This window comes from Citrifermentans bremense R1 (genome assembly GCF_000426865.1).
Classification (GTDB): domain Bacteria; phylum Desulfobacterota; class Desulfuromonadia; order Geobacterales; family Geobacteraceae; genus Geomonas; species Geomonas bremensis.
The window spans coordinates 1-18,852 of sequence record NZ_AUGE01000038.1; the positions used below are offsets into that span (position 1 = coordinate 1).

Sequence of the window (18,852 nt, forward strand, 5' to 3'; positions counted from 1 at the left end):
TGCGCCACTTCTCCAGTTCAGCCGGGAAGATGGAATGCTCACGGCACCATGCGCTCTTGGCAGCTTCATCCATTGCAGCCGTAGTAATTACCGCTTCAAAGCGCGCTGCTGCCGTCCAAGTGCGATCCCTCTCAGGCATCGCAAGAGCTGCCGACCTCCAGCGCTCCAGGGTGTCCACCGAAACTCCAATCTCGCGTGACACCGCTTCGATTGGAGAACTCTCCGGCGGCAGTAGCCGGGCAACTGCCCGTTGTTTGAATTCTTGTGAGTATCGAGCCATGTGATTGCCTCCTCCGCCCGCAGTTTACAGGTGAGCTATTGAGGCGACAACTATTTTGACACGGCGGGGGGTCAGGTCAGGCTAGACATCCGGACATTTATGAAGCTTTGCTCGACCTGCATTGATTAACTCATCCTACTGGGCATCTGCTGCCGTACGAGGTCTGAGCCTTTGCGCCAATTTCCCTAATGCAGATGCATCCCGCTGTAGTTCCTTCGCCAATGCCGACAGAGGCCTCGACTCTTCAACCATCAAAGCCGCCACTGCCCTTGCCTCACTCGCGGGATGCGCCTTACCTGCCGATCTGAGTTCTGCATCCCCGAGTAGAACTGCTGTAGTACATCACCTGCTTTCCCTTTACTCCTCACGATCCATTCGGCCCAGGCGCTGCAGCCAATAGGCGACCAAGGAGCAGATCAGTGCCCACACCGACCCTATGGTCCACCCCGCCAGGACGTCGGTGGGCCAGTGAACTCCCAGATAGATCCGGCTCACCCCTACCATGAAAGTCAGCAGTATAGCCAGGAACATCAGATAAACCCTTAACGCGTGATTGGGCTGCACCCGTGCGAGCAGCGCGCCAAGGGTCAGGTAGGTGGCGGCGGCAAGAAGGGCGTGGCCGCTGGGAAAGCTTTGTGAGGTGGTATAGGCTAGCGGGGATACAAGATCCGGCCGCGGACGGTGGTAGTGGAGCTTCAGGAAGGTGCTCAAGGTTCCGCCGCCGATGGTCGCGGCAAATAAAAGCAGGATGGTCCAATATTTTCGCTTCAAAAACAGGAAACCTGCGGCGCCCAGCAAGATGAAGGTCAACACTCCGTCCCCGCCAAAGGAGGTGAAGTCGCGAGCTACCTCCTCTACCCACCTTGGGCCGATGGGGGCGTGGGGGGCACCGGGGGTACGCATGGCCAACAGAATGGCCCGGTCGAAGTGACCCGGCTCCCCCCGGATCTCATCCGCAAGTTCGGCGAAAGCCCACAGCCCGCTTACCACCACGAACACCGCGAGCAGCGACCAGAACTCGGGGCGCCGTCGTGGTTCAAGAAGACCGCGCAGTTGGAGAAGGAAACGACGAACCATTGGCATTCGTTTGTTCTCCTTACTATTTCCGAATCAGCACAGGCGGAACTGGCCGTCTGCCTCTTCATCAAATGTTCTTTCCTCTGTGCAAAGGAGCGGCATAGGCTGAACGGGTGGGGGCGACGGCGGCGGGATGATCGGAATCTCGGGAATCACGGGCATCACGGCGCGTGCGCCCTCTTCTGCCGCTCGCTTCGCCAGTTTGTCGCAACGCTCGTTGAACGGATGCCCGGCATGCCCTGCCACCCATTCCCATTCTACCTTGTGCCTTGCCGAGAGGCTCGCCAGTTGACGCCAGAGATCCTGGTTCTTCAGCGCGTCAGGTGTCTCAAGGCGTCCGGCACGTATCCAGCCTGCCAACCATTCGCTCATCCCCCGTACCAGATACTGCGAATCGCTGAAAACGCGCACCCTGCTCGGAGCGTTGAGCGTCTCCAGTCCCCGGATTGCTGCAATCAGCTCCATGCGCTGTGAGGTTGAGCTGGGCTCGAATCCACTCAGCTCCTTTTCGTGCTCTCCATAGCGCAGAATCACGCCATATCCCCCCGGCCCGGAGTCCCTTCCCGAACCGTCACTGTAGATCTCCACAATGCCGGGCGGCGGCGGGGTGAAGGCAACCTCCAGGGCGGCAAAACCCAACTCGCGCAGCAGGGAAAGCAGTTCCGGGACGTTCGCAGGCCGGCTCTGCAGCTCTGCCAGGGGTACATCAACGGGAGCGTCGTAGCGAACGGTGGCAAGCGCTTTGGAGAGAATCGCCTGTTCCGCATGGGTTTTCAGATTCTCCCGGCGAGTTTTCCCGTTCACAAGGCTTCGCCACTCCAGGACTTTTTCAAGGGATCCGAACTGCTGTACCAGCTTTGCCGCTATCTTCTCGCCTATCCCCGGGACTCCCGGGATATTGTCTCCGCTGTCGCCGGCAAGCCCCAGGACATCGGCCACCAATTCAGGAGGGACGCCGAAGCGCTCGACAACCTGCTGCGGCCCCGAACGCTTCCCCTTCATCGTGTCCAAAAGGGCAATCCGGTCGGTGACGATCTGCAGTAAATCCTTGTCGCCGGTGACTACGGTGACATCCGCTCCTTCCGCGGCGAACCTGGCGGCGAGGGTGGCAATGACGTCGTCGGCCTCAAAACGGGCGGCTTCCAGGATGGGGATGTTGAGAGCCTGCAGTATCTTCCGTAGGTACGGGAGCTGGGAAACCAGGTCCTCGGGCGTTGCGTCGCGCTGCGCCTTATACTCTGGGTACATTTCGCGGCGAAAAGTGTTTTCACGGGGAGGGTCGAAGACGATGGCGAAATATTCGGGGCGATGCTCCTGTAGCAAGTCGAGGAGCATCTTCGTGAAACCGAAAACTACATTGGCAGGCATTCCGCCGGGGGTGGCGATATCCCGGAAGCCGTAATAGGCGCGATAGATGTAACTTGATCCATCCAGCAGATAGAGCCGCGGCGAAATTTCCATACCCTCTCCCACAAAGAATTCCCGCCGGATACTACTATCTCAAGGGGAGCTTTACAATCCATATCATATCTGTGCTTTTAGCCGGCGCGCGCTGGCTGAAGAAAAGGGCCAGCCCGAGAGCCGACCCCTGATATTCCGGGACAAAAGTAAAAGCCCGGAGGGTATCCGGGCTTTCATTTTATCTACAGCGACATGAGCGTGAAGGGGGAGGACCAGGCGCCGGGGCCGGCGGTCCCTATGCAGCGGGCTATCACTGAGTAGGTCCGGCCCGGGGTCCGGTCGGGAATGGTGATGTGGGTGCCGTGGGCGAAGGTGCCAAAGGGGCTGAAGTTCTCGGATATGGTCGGGTCGGAATCGGTGATGCGGAATTCATAACTGGCAGCGCCAGGCACCGGTTTCGCGTTGGCGATCAGCGTCCCCGATACTCGCCCATGCTTCACGGTAAGCGCCGGCGCGGGAAGCGGTTGGGAGGAAAGAGGCCGCTTGGCCTTCATCTGGGCGATGAGTTCGAAACCGGAACTCTGCAAAACCGCAAGGTCGCTCCTGGCGGCCAGTTCCACGTGCTTGGCGATCCTCCCCAATATGACGCAGACCTCGTCTCGGGTCTTGTCCCGGAAGGCGATCTTCAGCGTGTCCCTGGTTTGCGACTCGTCGCGGGCTTTTTGCAACCTGTCTACGCCTTCGGACAACCGTTGCAGATCCTGCTCGAACTCTGCGGACCTCTGCTGGTAGTGGGGGCTGTTGAACACCGACTCCTTGACCCTGCGCGCCAAGGTGAGGAGTTCGAGGACGTTCCGTGGAAAGGCGGTCTTTGGCTTGGGCATACTGACTTTACCTCCGTAAGGTTAATTTCCTCCCGGGCAACGACGACCAGTCTAGTATCCACTGTTCTCTTTTCAAGTGTCTAATCATTCGAAAGAAATTAATTTCGTGCCGACTCTTTTCAAATGAATGTCAAAACGGTCAAACAACCTCCCTTTTTCGATGATTGGCCGCGCAAGCAAAAAAACAGGTCTATTTTTTTGCCTGAAGGGTTTATTTTTCGCTGGCGCAACCGGCCGGTTTCACAGCGTATTTTTGACGCCTCAAAATGTATGGTCTTACAAAAGAAATGTAAGGTCTTACAAAATGGAAAACGTGTTCAGCAAAACCGGGGAAGAACCGGGCAAAACTCAAGGCTCGTTTTGAAAGGTGAAGTTTTGCGATGCAGGGACGGGAGCTGTGCTGCGGGGAAAGGCGCAGCGGTTGTCTTTCCGCAGGGACCGCATCTGAAACGCGAAGCAGGGGTAGGGGAGAGCCTGGTTACGGTCTGAATCTAGAAAAGATGACGGGAGAAGTTTTTTCAAAATAACAACTTCCGTTAAATCCGTGTGCGACCGCCGTCGGAAAGACGGAACTTGGAGATGTCCCGCAGCGGCGGCGCGCCGAAGAGGCGGTTATACTCGCGGCTGAACTGGGAGGGGCTCTCGTAGCCTACTTGAAACGCGGCGGTTGCCGCATCCAGCGATTCTGCCAGCATTAGGCGCCTGGCCTCGTGCAGGCGCAGATGCTTTTGGTACTGCAAGGGGCTTAAGGCGGTCATGGACCGGAAATGGTTATGAAAGGATGAGGTGCTCATGCGTGCCTGGGAAGCGAGCTCTTCGATGCGAAGCTGTTGCTTGAAGTTGCTCTTCAGCCATCCGATCGCCCGCGCTATCTGCTGACTCTGGCTTCCTGCCATTGCTATCTGGCGCAGGCGCGCCCCCTGTTCCCCCACAAGCAAGCGGTAGGTGATCTCCTTTTGTATGATCGGCGCAAGAATCGGAATGTCATGTTCTTCATCGAGCAGGTTGATCAGGCGTTGAAAGGCGGTGAGCAGCAGCAAGGTGACTTCGCTGGTCGCCATGCCATGCAGGGATTGCTGCTGACGATGATGAGGGAAATTGTCATCCAATAACAGTTGAGAGACCTCGTGTATGTCGAACTTCAACTGCAGCCCCAGCAGAGGTCTTTCTTTGGTTGCTTCCACGACCTGGACGAAAGTGGGCAGGTCCACCGACGTGATCAAGTAATGGTGATCGTCATACAGATGCGTTTCGCTGCCAACCAGCACGCGCTTTGAGCCCTGCACGACCATGCAGATGCTGGGCTCGTACACCACGCTCATAGGTTCCGTCAGTTCGTCCTGCCGGAATATCCCCAATCTGGGTACCGCCGTTTGGCCTAGAATCCCGTTGTTCGTCCATCGGGCAATGCTCTCTCTCAAAGCTTCGCGCGCCGCTTTTGTCCCGCCGTCCATGATCACTCCTAATTGCTTGTTTGCGCGGGCGATTGCCAGAGATCGCCTCACTCGCATCATAACAAGCGACCTTTCCCATTACAACATTTGTGATTCGCTTTGTAGGATCAGGCAAGAAACCCGTAGGATCATTCTACCGGTTTATACGGCCAAGCGGTAATATGTAGATCATCGCCAGATCATCGCCGCGTATGAAGGTTTTTAACGCTCATCAGGCGCTGATCGCACGACAGCAAAGCATGGTTCCGATTGCCGCCTTTACCGCCAGCGGCAACATCGAAAGGCTCAAGATGGCTCTGCATGAAGGGCTCGACGCCGGGCTGATCGTGAATGAAATCCAGCCGTAAAAAAGGATACATGATATGGCAAAAAGAATAGTGGTATTGGCTGGCAGCCCCCGGAAGGGGGGAAACTCCGATCTTCTCTGCGAGCAGTTCATGCTTGGAGCGACAGAGGCAGGACACGAAGTGGAACGGATCTCCATACGCGACTCGAAGATCGATTACTGTACCGCCTGTGACGTCTGTCAGGGCAATGGCGGCACCTGTGTGCATAAGGACGGCATGGCGGATATCCTGGACAAGATGATACGTGCAGATGTCATCGTCATGGCTACACCGGTTTATTTTTATACCATGAACGGCCAGATGAAGACCTTGATCGACCGAACCTATGCACGGTACACGGGTATCAACAACAAGGATTTTTATTTCATCATGACGGCCGCCGTCACAGGGACAGAACTGCTGAACCGGACTCTTGAGTCACTTAGGGGGTTCACCTCCTGCCTTGACGGCGCCAAAGAAAAAGGGGTCATCTATGGTACCGGTGCCTGGAATAAAGGGGACATAAAAAAGAGTCCGGCGATGGCGCAGGCATATGAAATGGGTAAAAAGGCATAGGACCGGCTGACCGGATGAAACCAATCGTGCTTTATACTTTGATTGCAGGAGTTGTTATCGTCATGGCCTGTACCCTATTGAAAAAGAACAGTTCCGCCCAGACTCGCTCGGCTCTGTCGTTGGAAAGCGAGCTGCAAAAACCGGTCATGGTCACCAAAGGCGGGCGGCTTGATTCTGCCCGCATCATGTGGGATTTCTTCTTCAATAAGCCTGCGAATACGCGCCCGTCCGGGGAAATCCCGGTACAGGCAGTTACCCAAAAAGAGTTGCTGGCTGTTCCTGACAATACGGTCTGCCGGCTGGGGCACTCAACCGTCCTGCTGAAGCTGCATGGTGCCTTCTGGCTGACCGACCCGATGTTTTCGGAGCGGGCGTCGCCGATACAGTTCGCAGGACCGGACCGGTTCCACGAGCCGCCGATCAGCATCGACGAGCTGCCGCCGATCAAAGCGGTGATCATATCTCACGACCATTACGATCATCTGGACCATGCATCCATCATGAAGCTGGCCGGCAAGGTTGAGTATTTCCTGACGCCGCTTGGCGTTGGCGACATCCTTGTCGAATGGGGTGTGCCGGCTGCCAAGGTGCGGCAACTGGACTGGTGGCAGGAAACTGAAGTCGGCGGCGTCCGTTTTGCCGCCACGCCGGCGCGACACTTTTCCGGTCGCACTCTGTTCGATAAGAATCAGACCCAATGGGCTTCGTGGGTAATCCTTGCTGCCGATCAGCGTGTGTTCTTTAGCGGCGATTCAGGCTACTTTGGCGGGTTCAAAAGCATCGGCGAGAAGTACGGCCCCTTTGATCTGACCCTGCTGGAAACCGGTGCCTACGATGCCAACTGGCCGGAAGTCCATATGAAACCCGAAGAAACCGTCCAGGCCCACATCGATCTGAAAGGGAGGAGCCTGCTCCCCATCCACAACGGCACCTTCGATCTTTCCATGCACTCCTGGCATGAGCCTTTGGACAGAATAGTCGCCCTGGGCGCTCTCCGGGGTATTCCGGTAATGACGCCGCTGATGGGCGAACCGGTCGGCATGCGCGAAGTAAAGCATGTCCGGCGCTGGTGGGAAGATGTGGACGGACGGAAAGAAACCGAGCGCGTGCTGAACAAGTGACTTCTTACCCAACAGTCTCCCCTCCCTTGACCACCTACCCCCACCCCCTAGCCCCCTCCCGCAAGGGGAGGGGGGACTAAGAGCGGCTTTCCACGGAATTTCAGCGATGAACCTCCCCTTTTCCCGCTATATCCCGCATCGACCCCCTTTCCGGATTCCCCCGTTTTTAGCGGCCAACGGTTGACGCCGCACCCGGGCCAACTATAATCGTTAGATTATTTTAATGCCGACTGGACGGGAGGTGCAGTCCTTATTATTTCAAACAGCAACGGGGCGAATATGCCCGGAGCTGTACCTGCAAAAGCATCCGCAGATTCCCGCGATCGGAGAGGATCACCCCCAGTTGAAGCAGTGGAACCTGGCGACGCTGCGCGACCACATCCAAAGAGCCAGCCGACAGTGACTGCCATACCAACCGGAGTCGCGAATCCAGACCATGCCAAACGACGACAACATATTTGAGAGGTTAGAGGGGTTCCGGATCGACCTTGACGGCCGTTTCGAATGGTCCCTGCGCCTGACGGCGGACCAGGCAACGGTTCGGGACAACGTTGTTTTCTGGCTGGATGCCGGGGTAACGCCGGCGCATGAGCCTGGTGCGCTGCCTTTTACCTCGCTGCTCGAACAGGTGGGTTCCCCGTCTGCCATACGAAACATCTGGGAGGCGCGCTGCCGCTGCTGCCTGCACCAGGGACTCGGGTTTTCGGCAAGCGGCGCAAACGACTGGCGACTCTACCTGCATCGGCAGTCCAAGCCTTTCTACGGGGACGAATACACGGTGTATCACTGGCCGCCCAGGCCGTGGCAACAGGCGACTCGATACAGCTTCTTCTTTTTCCCGGAGACCCCGTCAGGAGAGACTCCGGAGAACTGGATTCATCCGGCTCTGCAGCCGGTTTACCGGAAGTTACAGTCGGAGGAGCTGTTTCAGGCGATTTCCGGGTTCTGGTTCAGGCGCAACCACGCCGGGGTCGACCAGGTATGCCTGAGCTTCCCTTGGCAGCCGGCAGTGCAAACATACCTCGGAGTGCTGAAAGGTTTCGTTACCAACGCCGACGCGCGAAAGGTCCTGAAGCGGTATGCCTCGCATCACTTCAGGCATCTCACCTTCGCCACTTCACGGCAGCAGACGCCGACCCTGACCCTGTATTTTTCGGGTACGCCGGGTAAACGTCCGCGGAACATGGAGGAACTCCAGAGGGCAGTCCAGGTTGATGCCCGCCGCTGCAACAAACTGTTGCAAGCCGGCCTCCCAAGCATAAATATCTCGGAAAGAGAATCCGCGGAAAGATTGGACAGCTTCTATACCCCCGGCGACATCGATGTCTGGAGCAAAGCGTTGGGGAGGGACATGCACTACCACTTCGGACTTTTTACCGAAGAAGACGATTTGGAGGATATCTGGAACGACGCCCCGTTCGAGCGGGGGGTGAACGAGCTGATCCCCTATATTCCCGCGGGAAGCAGCGTGTATGATCTCGGCTGCGGTTGGGGCGGCCCGGCAGCCTACCTGGCGAAGGCGCACGGCTGCGGCGTCACCGGGATTACCGCGAGCCGGGCCCAGTTCAGATACTGCGACGCACTGGGACTGAAATGCCGCTACGGCGACATGGAGACCACCCTCCCGCCGGGGCGGTTCGACATCCTGCTGATGCTGGAGAGCCTGGAATACGTGGAGGACAAGGCCTCCCTGCTCAAAGCCCTGCGGCAGTTCGGATCGCGCCTTGTCCTACGCACCCACTGCCAGGAGGGCGCTGCGGACGGCACGGCCTTTAACGGCACCATGCACCTCGTGTCGGCACAGGAGCTGAAAGCCCTGCTGCAGGCATGCGGCTGGAAGATCACCCACTGGAGCAACCGTCGCGAGGCATCGATGCCTACGGTGGAGATCTGGCACAAGCGTCTCTGCACCATTCCCCCGCAAAACGACGAGCACTTCGAAGCCTGGCGCCGATTCTGCAGCAAGATCATCTGCTGCCCCGAGGAATGGGCCTCCTTCCACCCTCTCATCGAGGTCGTGGCGGAACCGGATTTGGGCGCCCCACCTACCCCCACCCCCTAAACCCCGCAAGGGGAGGGGGATGTTGCTTACTTGAACCACCCTTTCCGGTTTTCTTCCTCCAGGCGGGACCTCAGGTACTCCCACATCGCGGGGCACCCGGCTTTGATAGGGGGGCCGATCTTGTCGATGACGCGCTCGTAGCTGATGCCGTTTTCCCGCCAACTCTGGCCGTTGTTGGCGAGGTTTAGCAAGGGCGGCATAGCGCGGTCGGCAGCATGGGCGAAGCGGGCTTCGGGGGTGGCCGCTTCGTCGAACTCCAGCCACAACTCCAGGAAATGGGAGCGCTGCGGTTCCGGCACGATTCCGAAGATCCGCTTCACCGCTTCCAACTCGGCCGCCTTGCGCTCCTCCCACCCCTCGGTGGCGTAGACAATGGTGTCGCCGGTATCGATCTCCCCGATGTCGTGCACGAGGAGCATGGCGACCACGCGATGTATATCTACAGGCGTCGCGGCATAAGGCTCAAGCGAATAGGCCAGCATGGCGATCTGCCAACTGTGTTCGGCGGAGTTTTCGTTGCGGTCGCTACCCTTGGACCTGCTTTGGCGGGTGACGCTCTTCAGTTTGTCCAGTTCCAGTATGAAGTCCACGATCTGTTGCATCTGTCGGTTTCCTCTCGGAGTTGTTGTTGCGACGCCGCGCCAATGTGTCACAGGAGGAGTGTCTTCGTCAATGTCGTAGCTGCTTTTGATTTGTGAGGTCGGAGGACGCATGGACAGGCGGGCAATACGCGAGTACAGAGTGCTCCTGGACAGGACCGACCCGACGGAAAATGCCGGGTCGGCTCGCAACAGGTTTGGCGGGAGTTGCTTGCATTAAGTTTGGCGGGAGGTGCTTGCATTAAGTTTGGCGGGAGGTGCTCGCGATGAGGGCGCTTATCGCGCGCAATTCCCGACGCGAAGGATCGAAGCGGTGGGAACCTGGGGCCGACAGTCATTGCTGTCGGCCCTTTTTGTCGTGTGCGCCCGGCAGGGCGCGTGGTGCGCAAACACAGTCGAGTCTGCGTCGTGACTGCTCTTTGTCGAATGTGAAAAGTTTTTAACTACATCTTTCTTGCTTGTAAATAAAATTCATAATAAATTTTTATAGCTTAAGTCCTCCTTTTCCTGCCGAAAACAATGGAGATCGTCCCAGGATCATATAGCAGCAATAAAGCATGTGACAGGAGCTGTCATGGATCGCTTTCTTTCACTTAAACTGCGCACCCAGATGATGATCATGATCCTGTTAATGGCTATAGGATCGATGGGCGTCATCCTGTATTCTGCCGAAAGGCCGCGCGAAGCCGATTTCCGTGAAGCTGCGCACCTCTCCCTGAGCCTGGCAACTGCGGTGCATAACGACCAGAATGTACTGCTGTCGGGCGCCGAGCAACTTCTGAGCACCCTTTCCTATGTCGAGGCCGTTAAAAAGAAGGATGCCGCTGAGGTGAACCGGATCCTGGCCGGACTGCTGAAAAAATCACCCCAGATCAGCAATCTCCTCATGATCGCACCTGACGGAACCATCTGGGCCTCGGCGCTGCCGATGGCAAGGCCGATAAACGCGGCAGAGAGGAGGTACTTCAAGGCGGCCCTGCAAAGCGGCCGTTTCTCCTCCGGGGAGTACACCATAGGCAAGGTACTCTCCAAACCGGCGCTCAGCTTCGGCTATCCCATTCTGGATGAAAACGGAAAGGTGCAGGACGTCGCGGTAGCGGTCTTCACACTCACCAACTACGAGAGGCTGTTGGACTCCCGCAACCTCCCCCGCAACACCTCGCTTTTGCTGCTGGACCACAAAGGGACCATTCTCTTCAGCAACAAGCCCCGGGAACTGGTCGGCAAACAGGACCGGCCCGACCTCTTCGCCGCCATGAAAAAGGAAGATCTGGGCAGCTTCAGCGCCAAGAACAACAGCGGCATCCAGAAGGTGATGGCCTACCGCCAGGTTTACCTCAAGGGGGAGAGGGAACCGTACATGTACGTCCGCGCTTGCATCGACGAGGAGTGGGTCGACAAAAAGAGCTCGCTCCCGTTGATGGCGAACATCTCGGCCATGGCGGCCATCGTCATGCTCACGGCGCTGATGGCGCTGTACATAAGCAAGCGGGCGATTCTCGACAAGGTGCAGGCGCTCAGGGAGGGGACCCAGAAGATCTCGGCCGGCGACCTCACCTTCCGCGTGAACGACAACGTCGCCGGAGGGGAGTTGGGTGAGCTCGGAGCCGCGTTCGACAGCATGGCGCAGCAGCTGTCGGTCGACATCGAGAGAAGAAAGCGCGCCGAGGCAGAAGCCCTCGCCAAGGGCGAGGAACTCGACAGCTACTTCAACAACAGCCTGGACCTCCTCTGCATCGCCGACACGAGCGGCTGTTTCCGGCGCCTCAACCCGGCTTGGGAGACGGCTCTCGGGTTTCCCCTGGACCGGCTGGCGGGGCAGAACTTCCTGGAGATGGTGCATCCCGATGATGTGGCTGCCACGGCCGATGCTGTCGCGGTATTGGAAAGAAATGGAGAGATCCAGAATTTCACCAACCGGTTCCTGCACGCCGACGGGTCCTACCGCTCGATCGAGTGGCACTCGGTGCGGCCGGATGGAAATATCATCTTCGGTGCCGCGAGAGACGTGACCGACAAGATCCTCGCTGAGGAGGAGAAGCTCCAACTCGAGCGCCAGCTCCTGCACATGCAGAAACTGGAGAGCCTGGGAGTGCTGGCGGGGGGGATAGCGCACGATTTCAACAACATCCTGATGGCCATCATGGGGAACGCCGAACTCGCCTTGATGCGCATCGGCAAGGACTCTCCGGCGGTGGACAACCTGCAGAAGATAGGGCAGGCTTCCACCCGCGCCGCGGACCTGGCCCGTCAGATGCTGGCCTACTCCGGTAAAGGGAGGTTCGTGGTGGGAAATACCGACCTGAACCGCCTGCTGCAAGAGATGCTGCACATGCTGGAGCTGTCCGTCTCCAAGAGCGCGATTGTGAGGCTGGACCTGCACTCTTCTCTGCCGCAGATAGAAGCCGATGCCGCCCAGATCGGGCAGGTGGTGATGAACCTGGTCATCAACGCCTCCGAGGCCATCGGCGACGGCAGCGGCTTCATCTCGATCAAAACCCTGAGCCTTAACTGCGACCGCAGCTACCTCAAAAAGGCGTGGCTCGACGTGGACGTACCGGAAGGCGATTACGTCTGCCTGGAGGTGACCGATACCGGGTGCGGCATGGATAGCGCCACCAGGAGCAAGATTTTCGACCCCTTCTTCACTACGAAATTCACCGGGCGCGGGCTGGGGATGGCCGCGACGCTCGGCATCGTGAGGGGGCACCGCGGGGCTATTATCGTCGACAGCGAGCCGAACCAGGGGAGTTGCTTCAGGGTTCTTTTCCCTGCGGCCGGCAGCGCAGCCGAGCTGTGCGAAGTGCCGTGCCGCCAGGAGAACTGGAGAGGACGCGGCACCTTGCTGCTTGTCGACGACGAGGAAGCCGTGCGCTGCATCGCCTCGGAAATGCTGCAGCAACTAGGTTTCGACCTGCTGACGGCATCCGACGGCAGGACCGCCATCGAGCTCTTCTCGGCCAATCCCGGGATCGGGGTCGTCCTTCTCGACCTCACCATGCCGCAGATGGACGGCGAGCGCTGCCTGGTCGAACTGCAAAAAATAAGGCCGGACGTGAAAGTCGTGATGTCGAGCGGCTACACCGAATACGAAGTGACGCAAAAACTCAGAGGCAAACAGCTGGCGGGGTTCATCCAGAAGCCGTACAAACTGAGCGCGCTGGTGGAGGCATTGAGGCCGATTGCCTGAGCGCATCCTGCCATAGCTGAACCTGAAACCCCGAGGCGGCAATGCACCGGGGTTTTTTCATGCCTGTCCACCGCCGAGGTTTCTCTGTCAGCCACGTGCTGCATCTGAGTCGAAAAGAGAAAATGAGGCAATTCGCACTGTTAAGTAAAAATTAATACAATAAGGGATCTGTCGACACTTTACTGTTGACAGTAGCCAAAAACGGAGTATTTTGTGGCCCTGTCTTGTGTATACGTTTTGAGGTGTCGACAATTAATGAAAAGCATGCGGGTCGAAATCGACTCTTCACTCAGCCTGTCGGACAGGATTTTCGAACAACTGCAGACCGCCATCGTTAAGGGCGAGATGCCGTCCGGCAGCAAGATCTCGGAGCCGGAACTGGCAAAAAGCTACGGCATCAGCCGCGGAACCCTCAGGGAGGCGCTGAGCCGGCTGGAGGAACGCTACCTGGTGGTTCGCTCCCCGAACCTCGGGGCGCGGGTGGTAACGCTCTCCTATGAAGAGCTGGTCGACATCTACCAGATAAGGGAAGCGCTGGGGGGGATGGCCTGCGGGCTGGCGGCGGAGCATATGACCGCCGCGGAGATCGCGGACCTGAAGCGGCTGCTCGACGAGCACGAAAGAAACATCGAGGAGAACCAGGGGCTTTCCTATTACCAGCAGGAGGGGGAGTTCGATTTCCACTACCGCATACTCCAGGGGAGCCGCAACTCCAAGGTCACCGGCATATTGAAGGGTGGCCTGTACCAGTTGATGCGGATGTACCGTTACCAGTTCTCCATCTCGGGTCCGCGCCCCTATCAGGCGCTCAAGGAGCACCGTCGCATCGTGGAAGCGATCGAGGAGCGGGACGCCGAACTGGCCGATCTCCTGATGCGCCGCCACATCAGGGCCGCCCGCAAGAACATCGACGAGCGGCGCAGCATTTCCACGTTTGAGAAGGGTTGATAGCCCCCTTTTTTTTGCGCCACTGGCGTATACGCTAAAAACAAACAGGAGGAACGTGATGTCGAATTATGGAACCCTGCAGGACCGCGTGCGCTGCAAGTCGCTTCTGAGCAAAGTGATGTCCCCCGAACAGACCATCGACTTCTTCAAGGACGGGATGAACCTGGGCTGGTCCGGTTTTACCCCGGCCGGCTACCCGAAAGCGGTGCCCATCGCCCTCGCCGACCACGTGGAGAAGAACGGGCTGCAAGGCAAACTCAGGTTCAACCTCTTCATCGGCGCCTCGGTCGGCGCAGAAACCGAAGACCGTTGGGCAACCCTCGACATGATCGATCGCCGCTGGCCCTACCAGACCGGCAAGAACATCGCCGCGGGGATCAACGCCGGCCGCATCCGCATGGGGGACAAGCATCTCTCCCTGTTCGCCCAGGATTTAGGCTACGGCTTCTACACCAAAGACACCCCGAGCGGCAAGCTCGACCTCGCCATCATCGAGGTCTCGGCCATCACCGAAGACGGCGGCCTGGTGCTGACCTCTTCCTGCGGCGTGGTTCCCGAAATCCTGATGATCTGCGACAAGGTCATCCTCGAGGTGAACACCGGACAGCCCTCCTTCGAGGGGATGCACGACGTCGTCGTCTGCAACCACCCGCCCAAGCGCCAGATCCTGGGGATCACCACCGCCGGCGAGCGCATCGGCAGCACCTACGTCCCGTGCGACCCCAGCAAGGTGATTGCCGTGGTCGAGTCCAAGCACCGCGACAAGGGGCGCGCCTTCTCCGAGCAGGACGACACCTCCGAAGCGATCGCCAACAACATCATCGACTTCTTCACCCACGAGGTGAAGGCTGGGCGCCTGCCCAAAAACCTCCTTCCGCTGCAGTCCGGCGTAGGTTCCATCGCCAACGCGGTCATCGGCGGCCTGGCCAAAGGCCCCTTCTCGAACCTCACCGTCTACACCGAGGTGCTGCAGGACACCATGCTCGACCTCTTCGATTCCGGCAAGCTGGACATGGCGTCTTCCTGCTCCCTGTCGCTCTCCGAGACCCCGGGCTTCCCGCGCTTCTTCGACAACATGGAGAAGTACTTCGACAAGATCGTGCTGCGCCCGCTCTCCATCTCCAACGCCCCCGAGCCGATCCGGCGGCTGGGGTGCATCGCGATGAACACCCCGGTCGAGATCGACATCTACGCCCACGCCAACTCGACCCTGGTGGGCGGCACCCGCATGATCAACGGCCTGGGCGGCTCGGGCGACTTCCTGAGGAACGGTTTCCTGAAGATCATGCACACGCCGTCCTCCCGCCCCTCCAAGACGGATCCCAACGGCATCTCCTGCGTGGTGCCGCACTGCTCGCACATCGACCACACCGAGCACGACCTCGACTGCGTCGTCACCGAGCAGGGGCTTGCCGACCTGCGCGGCATGGCTCCGAAAGAGCGTGCCCGCCGCATCATCGAGAAGTGCGCGCATCCCGACTACAAGCCGATCCTCACCGAGTACCTCAACATCTCCGAGAAGCAGTGCCTCGCCAAGGGCGTCGGCCACGAGCCGCAGCTTTGGGACCGCGCCTTCAAGATGCACCTGAACCTCGCCGCGAACGGCACCATGAAGATCAAGAACTGGGACATGAAGGTCGACCTCTGCGACGAGGCAGCCGAGCGCCCGGTGCGCCAGCCGAGCATAGGCGACTCCGCAGCAGTCTAGTAGCTGGCTGAAAAGAAGCACCTAAGACCCCGGTTGCCGAAACGGTACCGGGGTCTTTTCTTTTGCCCGGGAGGTTCGGTGAAATGGCGATGTGCGGGCTACGGATGAGGCTAGCGCTGAGAGGGGAGCTTCCTCGCGTCGGTGTGTGCAGTTTTGCAGCACCGCGTGTCGTAAAGTTGAGCAGCTGCGACGAATTAGAACAGTGGAGGGTTCATTTCCTCGTCGCTGTTCCTGCGCTAGGAAGCGGAGTGCAGGCATCGTCCGTTTGGTACGCATCCTGCTATTTCACTTTTGCATTACCGTAACCGCGCGGAATTCCCGGGCACCAATTCGAGGACTGAGATGGATACTTACACAATCGATGTGGAACTTGAACACTACTACGGCGACCGCATGGCAACCAGCAGCAGGGAAGCCATCCGCCGCTTTTACCTGCGTGCCGTCTCCCGCTGCAACGGGGCGGAACTTGAGAGATACCTGCGCCTGGTGAGGGCGCACGCGTCGGTGTATTCGTCGGTGCACCGCATGTTCAGCTCGCCGTTCAAGCACATGGAGCTCCCCCTGTTCCTTTCCAGCCTGGTGCTGTTTGCCTCCAGCGTCCTCATGGTTTTTTACGGGGAAACCACCGGGATGGTAGCCGCCGGGACCTCGGCGGGGCTGGTGGGGATGCTGCAATGCGGCCGGTCGTTGGTCAAATACTGGCAGCGCCACGCCGTGCGCGAGGCGGTGTTCCTTGAGTTCGCCGAGATTCTGCAGAAAGAAAGCGGCGAGTTCACCAGATAATTAAAAGGGGACAGGCTACTTTTTGATTCAAAAAGTAGCCTGTCCCCCTTCTAAAGTCATAAAACCCTCTCAACAAAAGCTGCCATGGCACTACGCCTGGCAGCTTTTGTATTTGCCGCAAAGCGCATAAGCCTTTGACGATTGAGAAATGCGGTTTATATTTGTTGCGGTTGCCGCAAAGAGTCGGCTGCCAAAAAACAAACACGGAGGTAGCACGCATGAAGCGCCTGATCCTGATCTGTCTCTCCCTTGTTCTCCTGTTGCCAGTCTCAGTTCTTGCCGGCGGTCTCGACAGTTTCCTCACCAGTCTCAACGTCCAGGCCCGCGCCGACCTCCCCGGCTTCTCCGCCAAGATAGGGGCCCAGTTCGGCGTGCCGGTGCCCCAGGTGCAGGCGGTGATCCGCTCGGTTTCGGAGCCGGCCGACGCCTTCATGATCTTCGAACTGGGACGGATGTCGGGGAGGCAGCCCGACCAGGTCATGGCGGTATACCAGCCCAACAGGAAGAAAGGGTGGGGAGCCATCGCGAAGGATCTGGGGATAAAACCGGGATCGCGGGAGTTTCACGACCTCAAAGCCGGCAACCTCCACTTCGGCGGCAACCCCGAAGGGGGGCAGGGCGGGGGTGAAGGGAAGGGTAAAGGGAAGGGGAATAAAGGGCACGGCAAGGGGCACAACAAGTAACTCTCTTCCTAATAAAAACAAAAAGGGGCCGGGCCTTACGCCCGGCCCCTTTTTTGTCTGCGGTTGAAACCGGCTACAGGCGGAACTGCCTGACCAGCCCTTCGAGAACCTTGGCGTTGGAGGCGAGCTGGCTCGCGGCCGCGGCCGTCTCGGCGGCCCCGCTGGCGGTCTGCTGTACCACCTCCGTCACCTGCTGCACGTTCATGGTGATCTCGCCGGTGGTGGCGGTCTGCTCCTCGGCGGCCGTTGCGATCTGGTTGATCTGCAGGGTCACCTCGCCGATCTGCTTCAGGATGGTCTGCAGCGCCTCGCCCGAGCGCTGGGAGAATTCGGTCCCCTTTTCCACTTCGGCAACCCCCTCCTCCATGGCGCTTACCGCTGCCTTGGTCTCGTCCTGGATCGCCTTGATCATGGCGCCTATCTCCTTGGTCGCCTTGGTGGTCCGCTCGGCCAGCGCCCGGACTTCATCGGCTACCACGGCAAAGCCGCGTCCCTGCTCGCCGGCGCGGGCCGCCTCGATGGCGGCGTTCAAGGCCAGGAGATTGGTCTGGTCGGCGATGTCCTGGATGGTCTCGATGATGTCGCCTATCTGTTCTGACCTCTCCCCAAGGCTTTCCACGGTACGGGCGCTGTCCTTCACTCGTTCCGCGATCCTCACCATTCCGGAGATGGTCTCCTGGACCACGGCGCCGCCATCGTTGGCGGACTCGCTGCTTTGACGCGAGGTTTCTGCCGCGAGCATGCAGTTTTGGGCGATGTCGCCGCTGGTTGCGGCCATCTCCTCGCTGGCGGTCGCCACCGAGCCGGTCTGGGAGGCCACCTCCTCGGCGCCGGTCGCGATCTGCACGGCGGTCGACTGCAGCTGGCTCGACGCCGCGGCGATCTGGGCGGAACTGTCGGAGACCTGCCCCAGTATCCCCCGCAGGCTTTCCACCATCTTGCGGGAGGATTCAGCCAGATGGCCCAGTTCGTCGCCGCCGGTCAACGTGATGGATACGGTGAGGTCCTTGTCGGCCAGGCGGTCGTTCGCGGCGATGAGTTCCTGCACCGGAACCGTGATGCTCCGCACTATTATGACGGCCAGCAGCGCCGACAGCACGATGGCGGCGATGAGGAGACCAATCACGACCAGACGCGACTGCTGGATCAAGGCATCGGATTCCTTACCAACCTGTTCCAGCTCCTTTTGCTGGTGCTCGAGCATCTTGTCTATGGCCGTGAAGTAAGCCGCCTGGGTCTTGCGCACCGAGGTCATCAACTCCTTGCTCGCCTGCGTCTTGTTCCCGGACTCGATGAGCCCGATCACCATCTTCTGCGACTCTACGTACTGGACGCGCCCCTCGACCACCGCGCCAAACAGCTTCTTCCCGTTTTCGCTCCGTACGATCTTCTTGAGGTCGTCAAGCTGTTTGTCGATCGCCGCCCGTGCATCCTCTATGCGTTTCGCTTCCTTCTGGACCTCCACTTGGTCCTCGTTCAGGATCATGTTCCTCATCGCCCGGGCGATGACGTTGGCCTGGCTCTTCGCCTCGTTCAGCATCACCGTCTTGGGCCATTTGTCGTTGATCATGAGCTCGATCTTCTTATCGAAGACCTGCATCCTGTTTATGGCGTACCCGCCGACTACTGTCATAAGCACTAGTATTACAGCGAACGCGATCCCAAGTCTGACACCGAGTCTCATGCCGGAAAAGTTCATACTGCTCTCCTTGTGGGATTTGCTGACGGCGGATTGATATATCTTCTACACTTATCGCCGC

At 58.9% G+C, this 18,852-nt stretch carries 15 protein-coding genes and 2 pseudogenes; 9 read left to right on the plus strand and 8 right to left on the minus strand.

The window, feature by feature from the left end:
• The 6 genes and pseudogenes from K419_RS0116985 to K419_RS0117005 form a co-directional block, all read right to left on the minus strand.
• On the minus strand, positions 1-280 hold a 280-nt coding region (locus K419_RS0116985; protein WP_156912233.1), incomplete at its 3' end, for a transposase.
• A 357-nt stretch (positions 281-637) separates the two neighbouring features.
• Positions 638-1,363: a phosphatase PAP2 family protein gene (locus K419_RS0116990; protein ID WP_026842618.1), complete on the minus strand. Its 726-nt coding sequence runs from the start codon at positions 1,361-1,363 to the stop codon at positions 638-640.
• A gap of 174 nt (positions 1,364-1,537) precedes the next feature.
• Positions 1,538-1,948 (minus strand): annotated as a pseudogene (gene rnhA, locus K419_RS24510) (ribonuclease HI); the annotation flags it as partial.
• A 90-nt stretch (positions 1,949-2,038) separates the two neighbouring features.
• Positions 2,039-2,818, minus strand: a pseudogene (locus K419_RS24515) (5'-3' exonuclease); the annotation flags it as partial.
• A 182-nt stretch (positions 2,819-3,000) separates the two neighbouring features.
• A complete protein-coding gene (locus tag K419_RS0117000) occupies positions 3,001-3,642 on the minus strand; it encodes a hypothetical protein (RefSeq protein ID WP_026842620.1) in 642 nt (213 codons plus the stop codon).
• A 536-nt stretch (positions 3,643-4,178) separates the two neighbouring features.
• Positions 4,179-5,096, minus strand: a complete 918-nt coding sequence (locus K419_RS0117005) for an AraC family transcriptional regulator (RefSeq protein ID WP_026842621.1) — start codon at positions 5,094-5,096, stop codon at positions 4,179-4,181.
• Positions 5,097-5,287: 191 nt separating this feature from the next.
• Here K419_RS0117005 and K419_RS24165 point away from each other — a divergent pair, with 191 nt between their 5' ends.
• The 4 genes from K419_RS24165 to K419_RS0117025 all read left to right on the plus strand — a co-directional run bounded on the left by K419_RS24165 (position 5,288) and on the right by K419_RS0117025 (position 9,181).
• Positions 5,288-5,443 carry a hypothetical protein gene (locus K419_RS24165; protein WP_226377726.1) on the plus strand — a complete coding sequence of 52 codons (156 nt, stop codon included), beginning with the start codon at positions 5,288-5,290 and terminating at the stop codon, positions 5,441-5,443.
• 15 nt (positions 5,444-5,458) lie between these two features.
• Positions 5,459-5,998: a flavodoxin family protein gene (locus K419_RS0117015; protein ID WP_026842622.1), complete on the plus strand. Its 540-nt coding sequence runs from the start codon at positions 5,459-5,461 to the stop codon at positions 5,996-5,998.
• 14 nt (positions 5,999-6,012) lie between these two features.
• The gene (locus K419_RS0117020; protein WP_026842623.1) at positions 6,013-7,119 is read left to right on the plus strand and encodes an MBL fold metallo-hydrolase; all 1,107 of its coding nucleotides are present in this window, start codon (positions 6,013-6,015) and stop codon (positions 7,117-7,119) included.
• 436 nt (positions 7,120-7,555) lie between these two features.
• Entirely contained in the window at positions 7,556-9,181 is a 1,626-nt protein-coding gene (locus tag K419_RS0117025; protein WP_026842624.1) for an SAM-dependent methyltransferase, read from the plus strand.
• Between the two features lie 26 nt (positions 9,182-9,207).
• On the opposite strand, the gene K419_RS0117030 is transcribed toward K419_RS0117025, so the two are convergent.
• Complete coding sequence (locus K419_RS0117030; RefSeq protein WP_026842625.1) at positions 9,208-9,783, minus strand: HD domain-containing protein; 576 nt, start codon at positions 9,781-9,783, stop codon at positions 9,208-9,210.
• Between the two features lie 571 nt (positions 9,784-10,354).
• Between K419_RS0117030 and K419_RS22845 the strand changes: the two genes are divergently transcribed.
• The 5 genes from K419_RS22845 to K419_RS0117055 all read left to right on the plus strand — a co-directional run bounded on the left by K419_RS22845 (position 10,355) and on the right by K419_RS0117055 (position 17,092).
• Positions 10,355-12,970 carry a hybrid sensor histidine kinase/response regulator gene (locus K419_RS22845; protein WP_051293081.1) on the plus strand — a complete coding sequence of 872 codons (2,616 nt, stop codon included), beginning with the start codon at positions 10,355-10,357 and terminating at the stop codon, positions 12,968-12,970.
• 255 nt (positions 12,971-13,225) lie between these two features.
• Positions 13,226-13,918 (plus strand): GntR family transcriptional regulator, encoded by a 693-nt coding sequence (locus K419_RS0117040; RefSeq protein ID WP_026842626.1) that lies wholly within the window; start codon positions 13,226-13,228, stop codon positions 13,916-13,918.
• 58 nt (positions 13,919-13,976) lie between these two features.
• Positions 13,977-15,626: an acetyl-CoA hydrolase/transferase C-terminal domain-containing protein gene (locus K419_RS0117045; RefSeq protein ID WP_026842627.1), complete on the plus strand. Its 1,650-nt coding sequence runs from the start codon at positions 13,977-13,979 to the stop codon at positions 15,624-15,626.
• A gap of 342 nt (positions 15,627-15,968) precedes the next feature.
• Positions 15,969-16,409 carry a GSU0071 family protein gene (locus K419_RS0117050; RefSeq protein ID WP_026842628.1) on the plus strand — a complete coding sequence of 147 codons (441 nt, stop codon included), beginning with the start codon at positions 15,969-15,971 and terminating at the stop codon, positions 16,407-16,409.
• Between the two features lie 218 nt (positions 16,410-16,627).
• On the plus strand, positions 16,628-17,092 hold the full coding sequence (locus tag K419_RS0117055) for a hypothetical protein (protein WP_026842629.1): 465 nt from the start codon (positions 16,628-16,630) through the stop codon (positions 17,090-17,092).
• A 73-nt stretch (positions 17,093-17,165) separates the two neighbouring features.
• Here K419_RS0117055 and K419_RS0117060 read toward each other — a convergent pair whose 3' ends face one another.
• Entirely contained in the window at positions 17,166-18,791 is a 1,626-nt protein-coding gene (locus K419_RS0117060; RefSeq protein WP_026842630.1) for a methyl-accepting chemotaxis protein, read from the minus strand.
• Positions 18,792-18,852 lie beyond the last annotated feature (61 nt).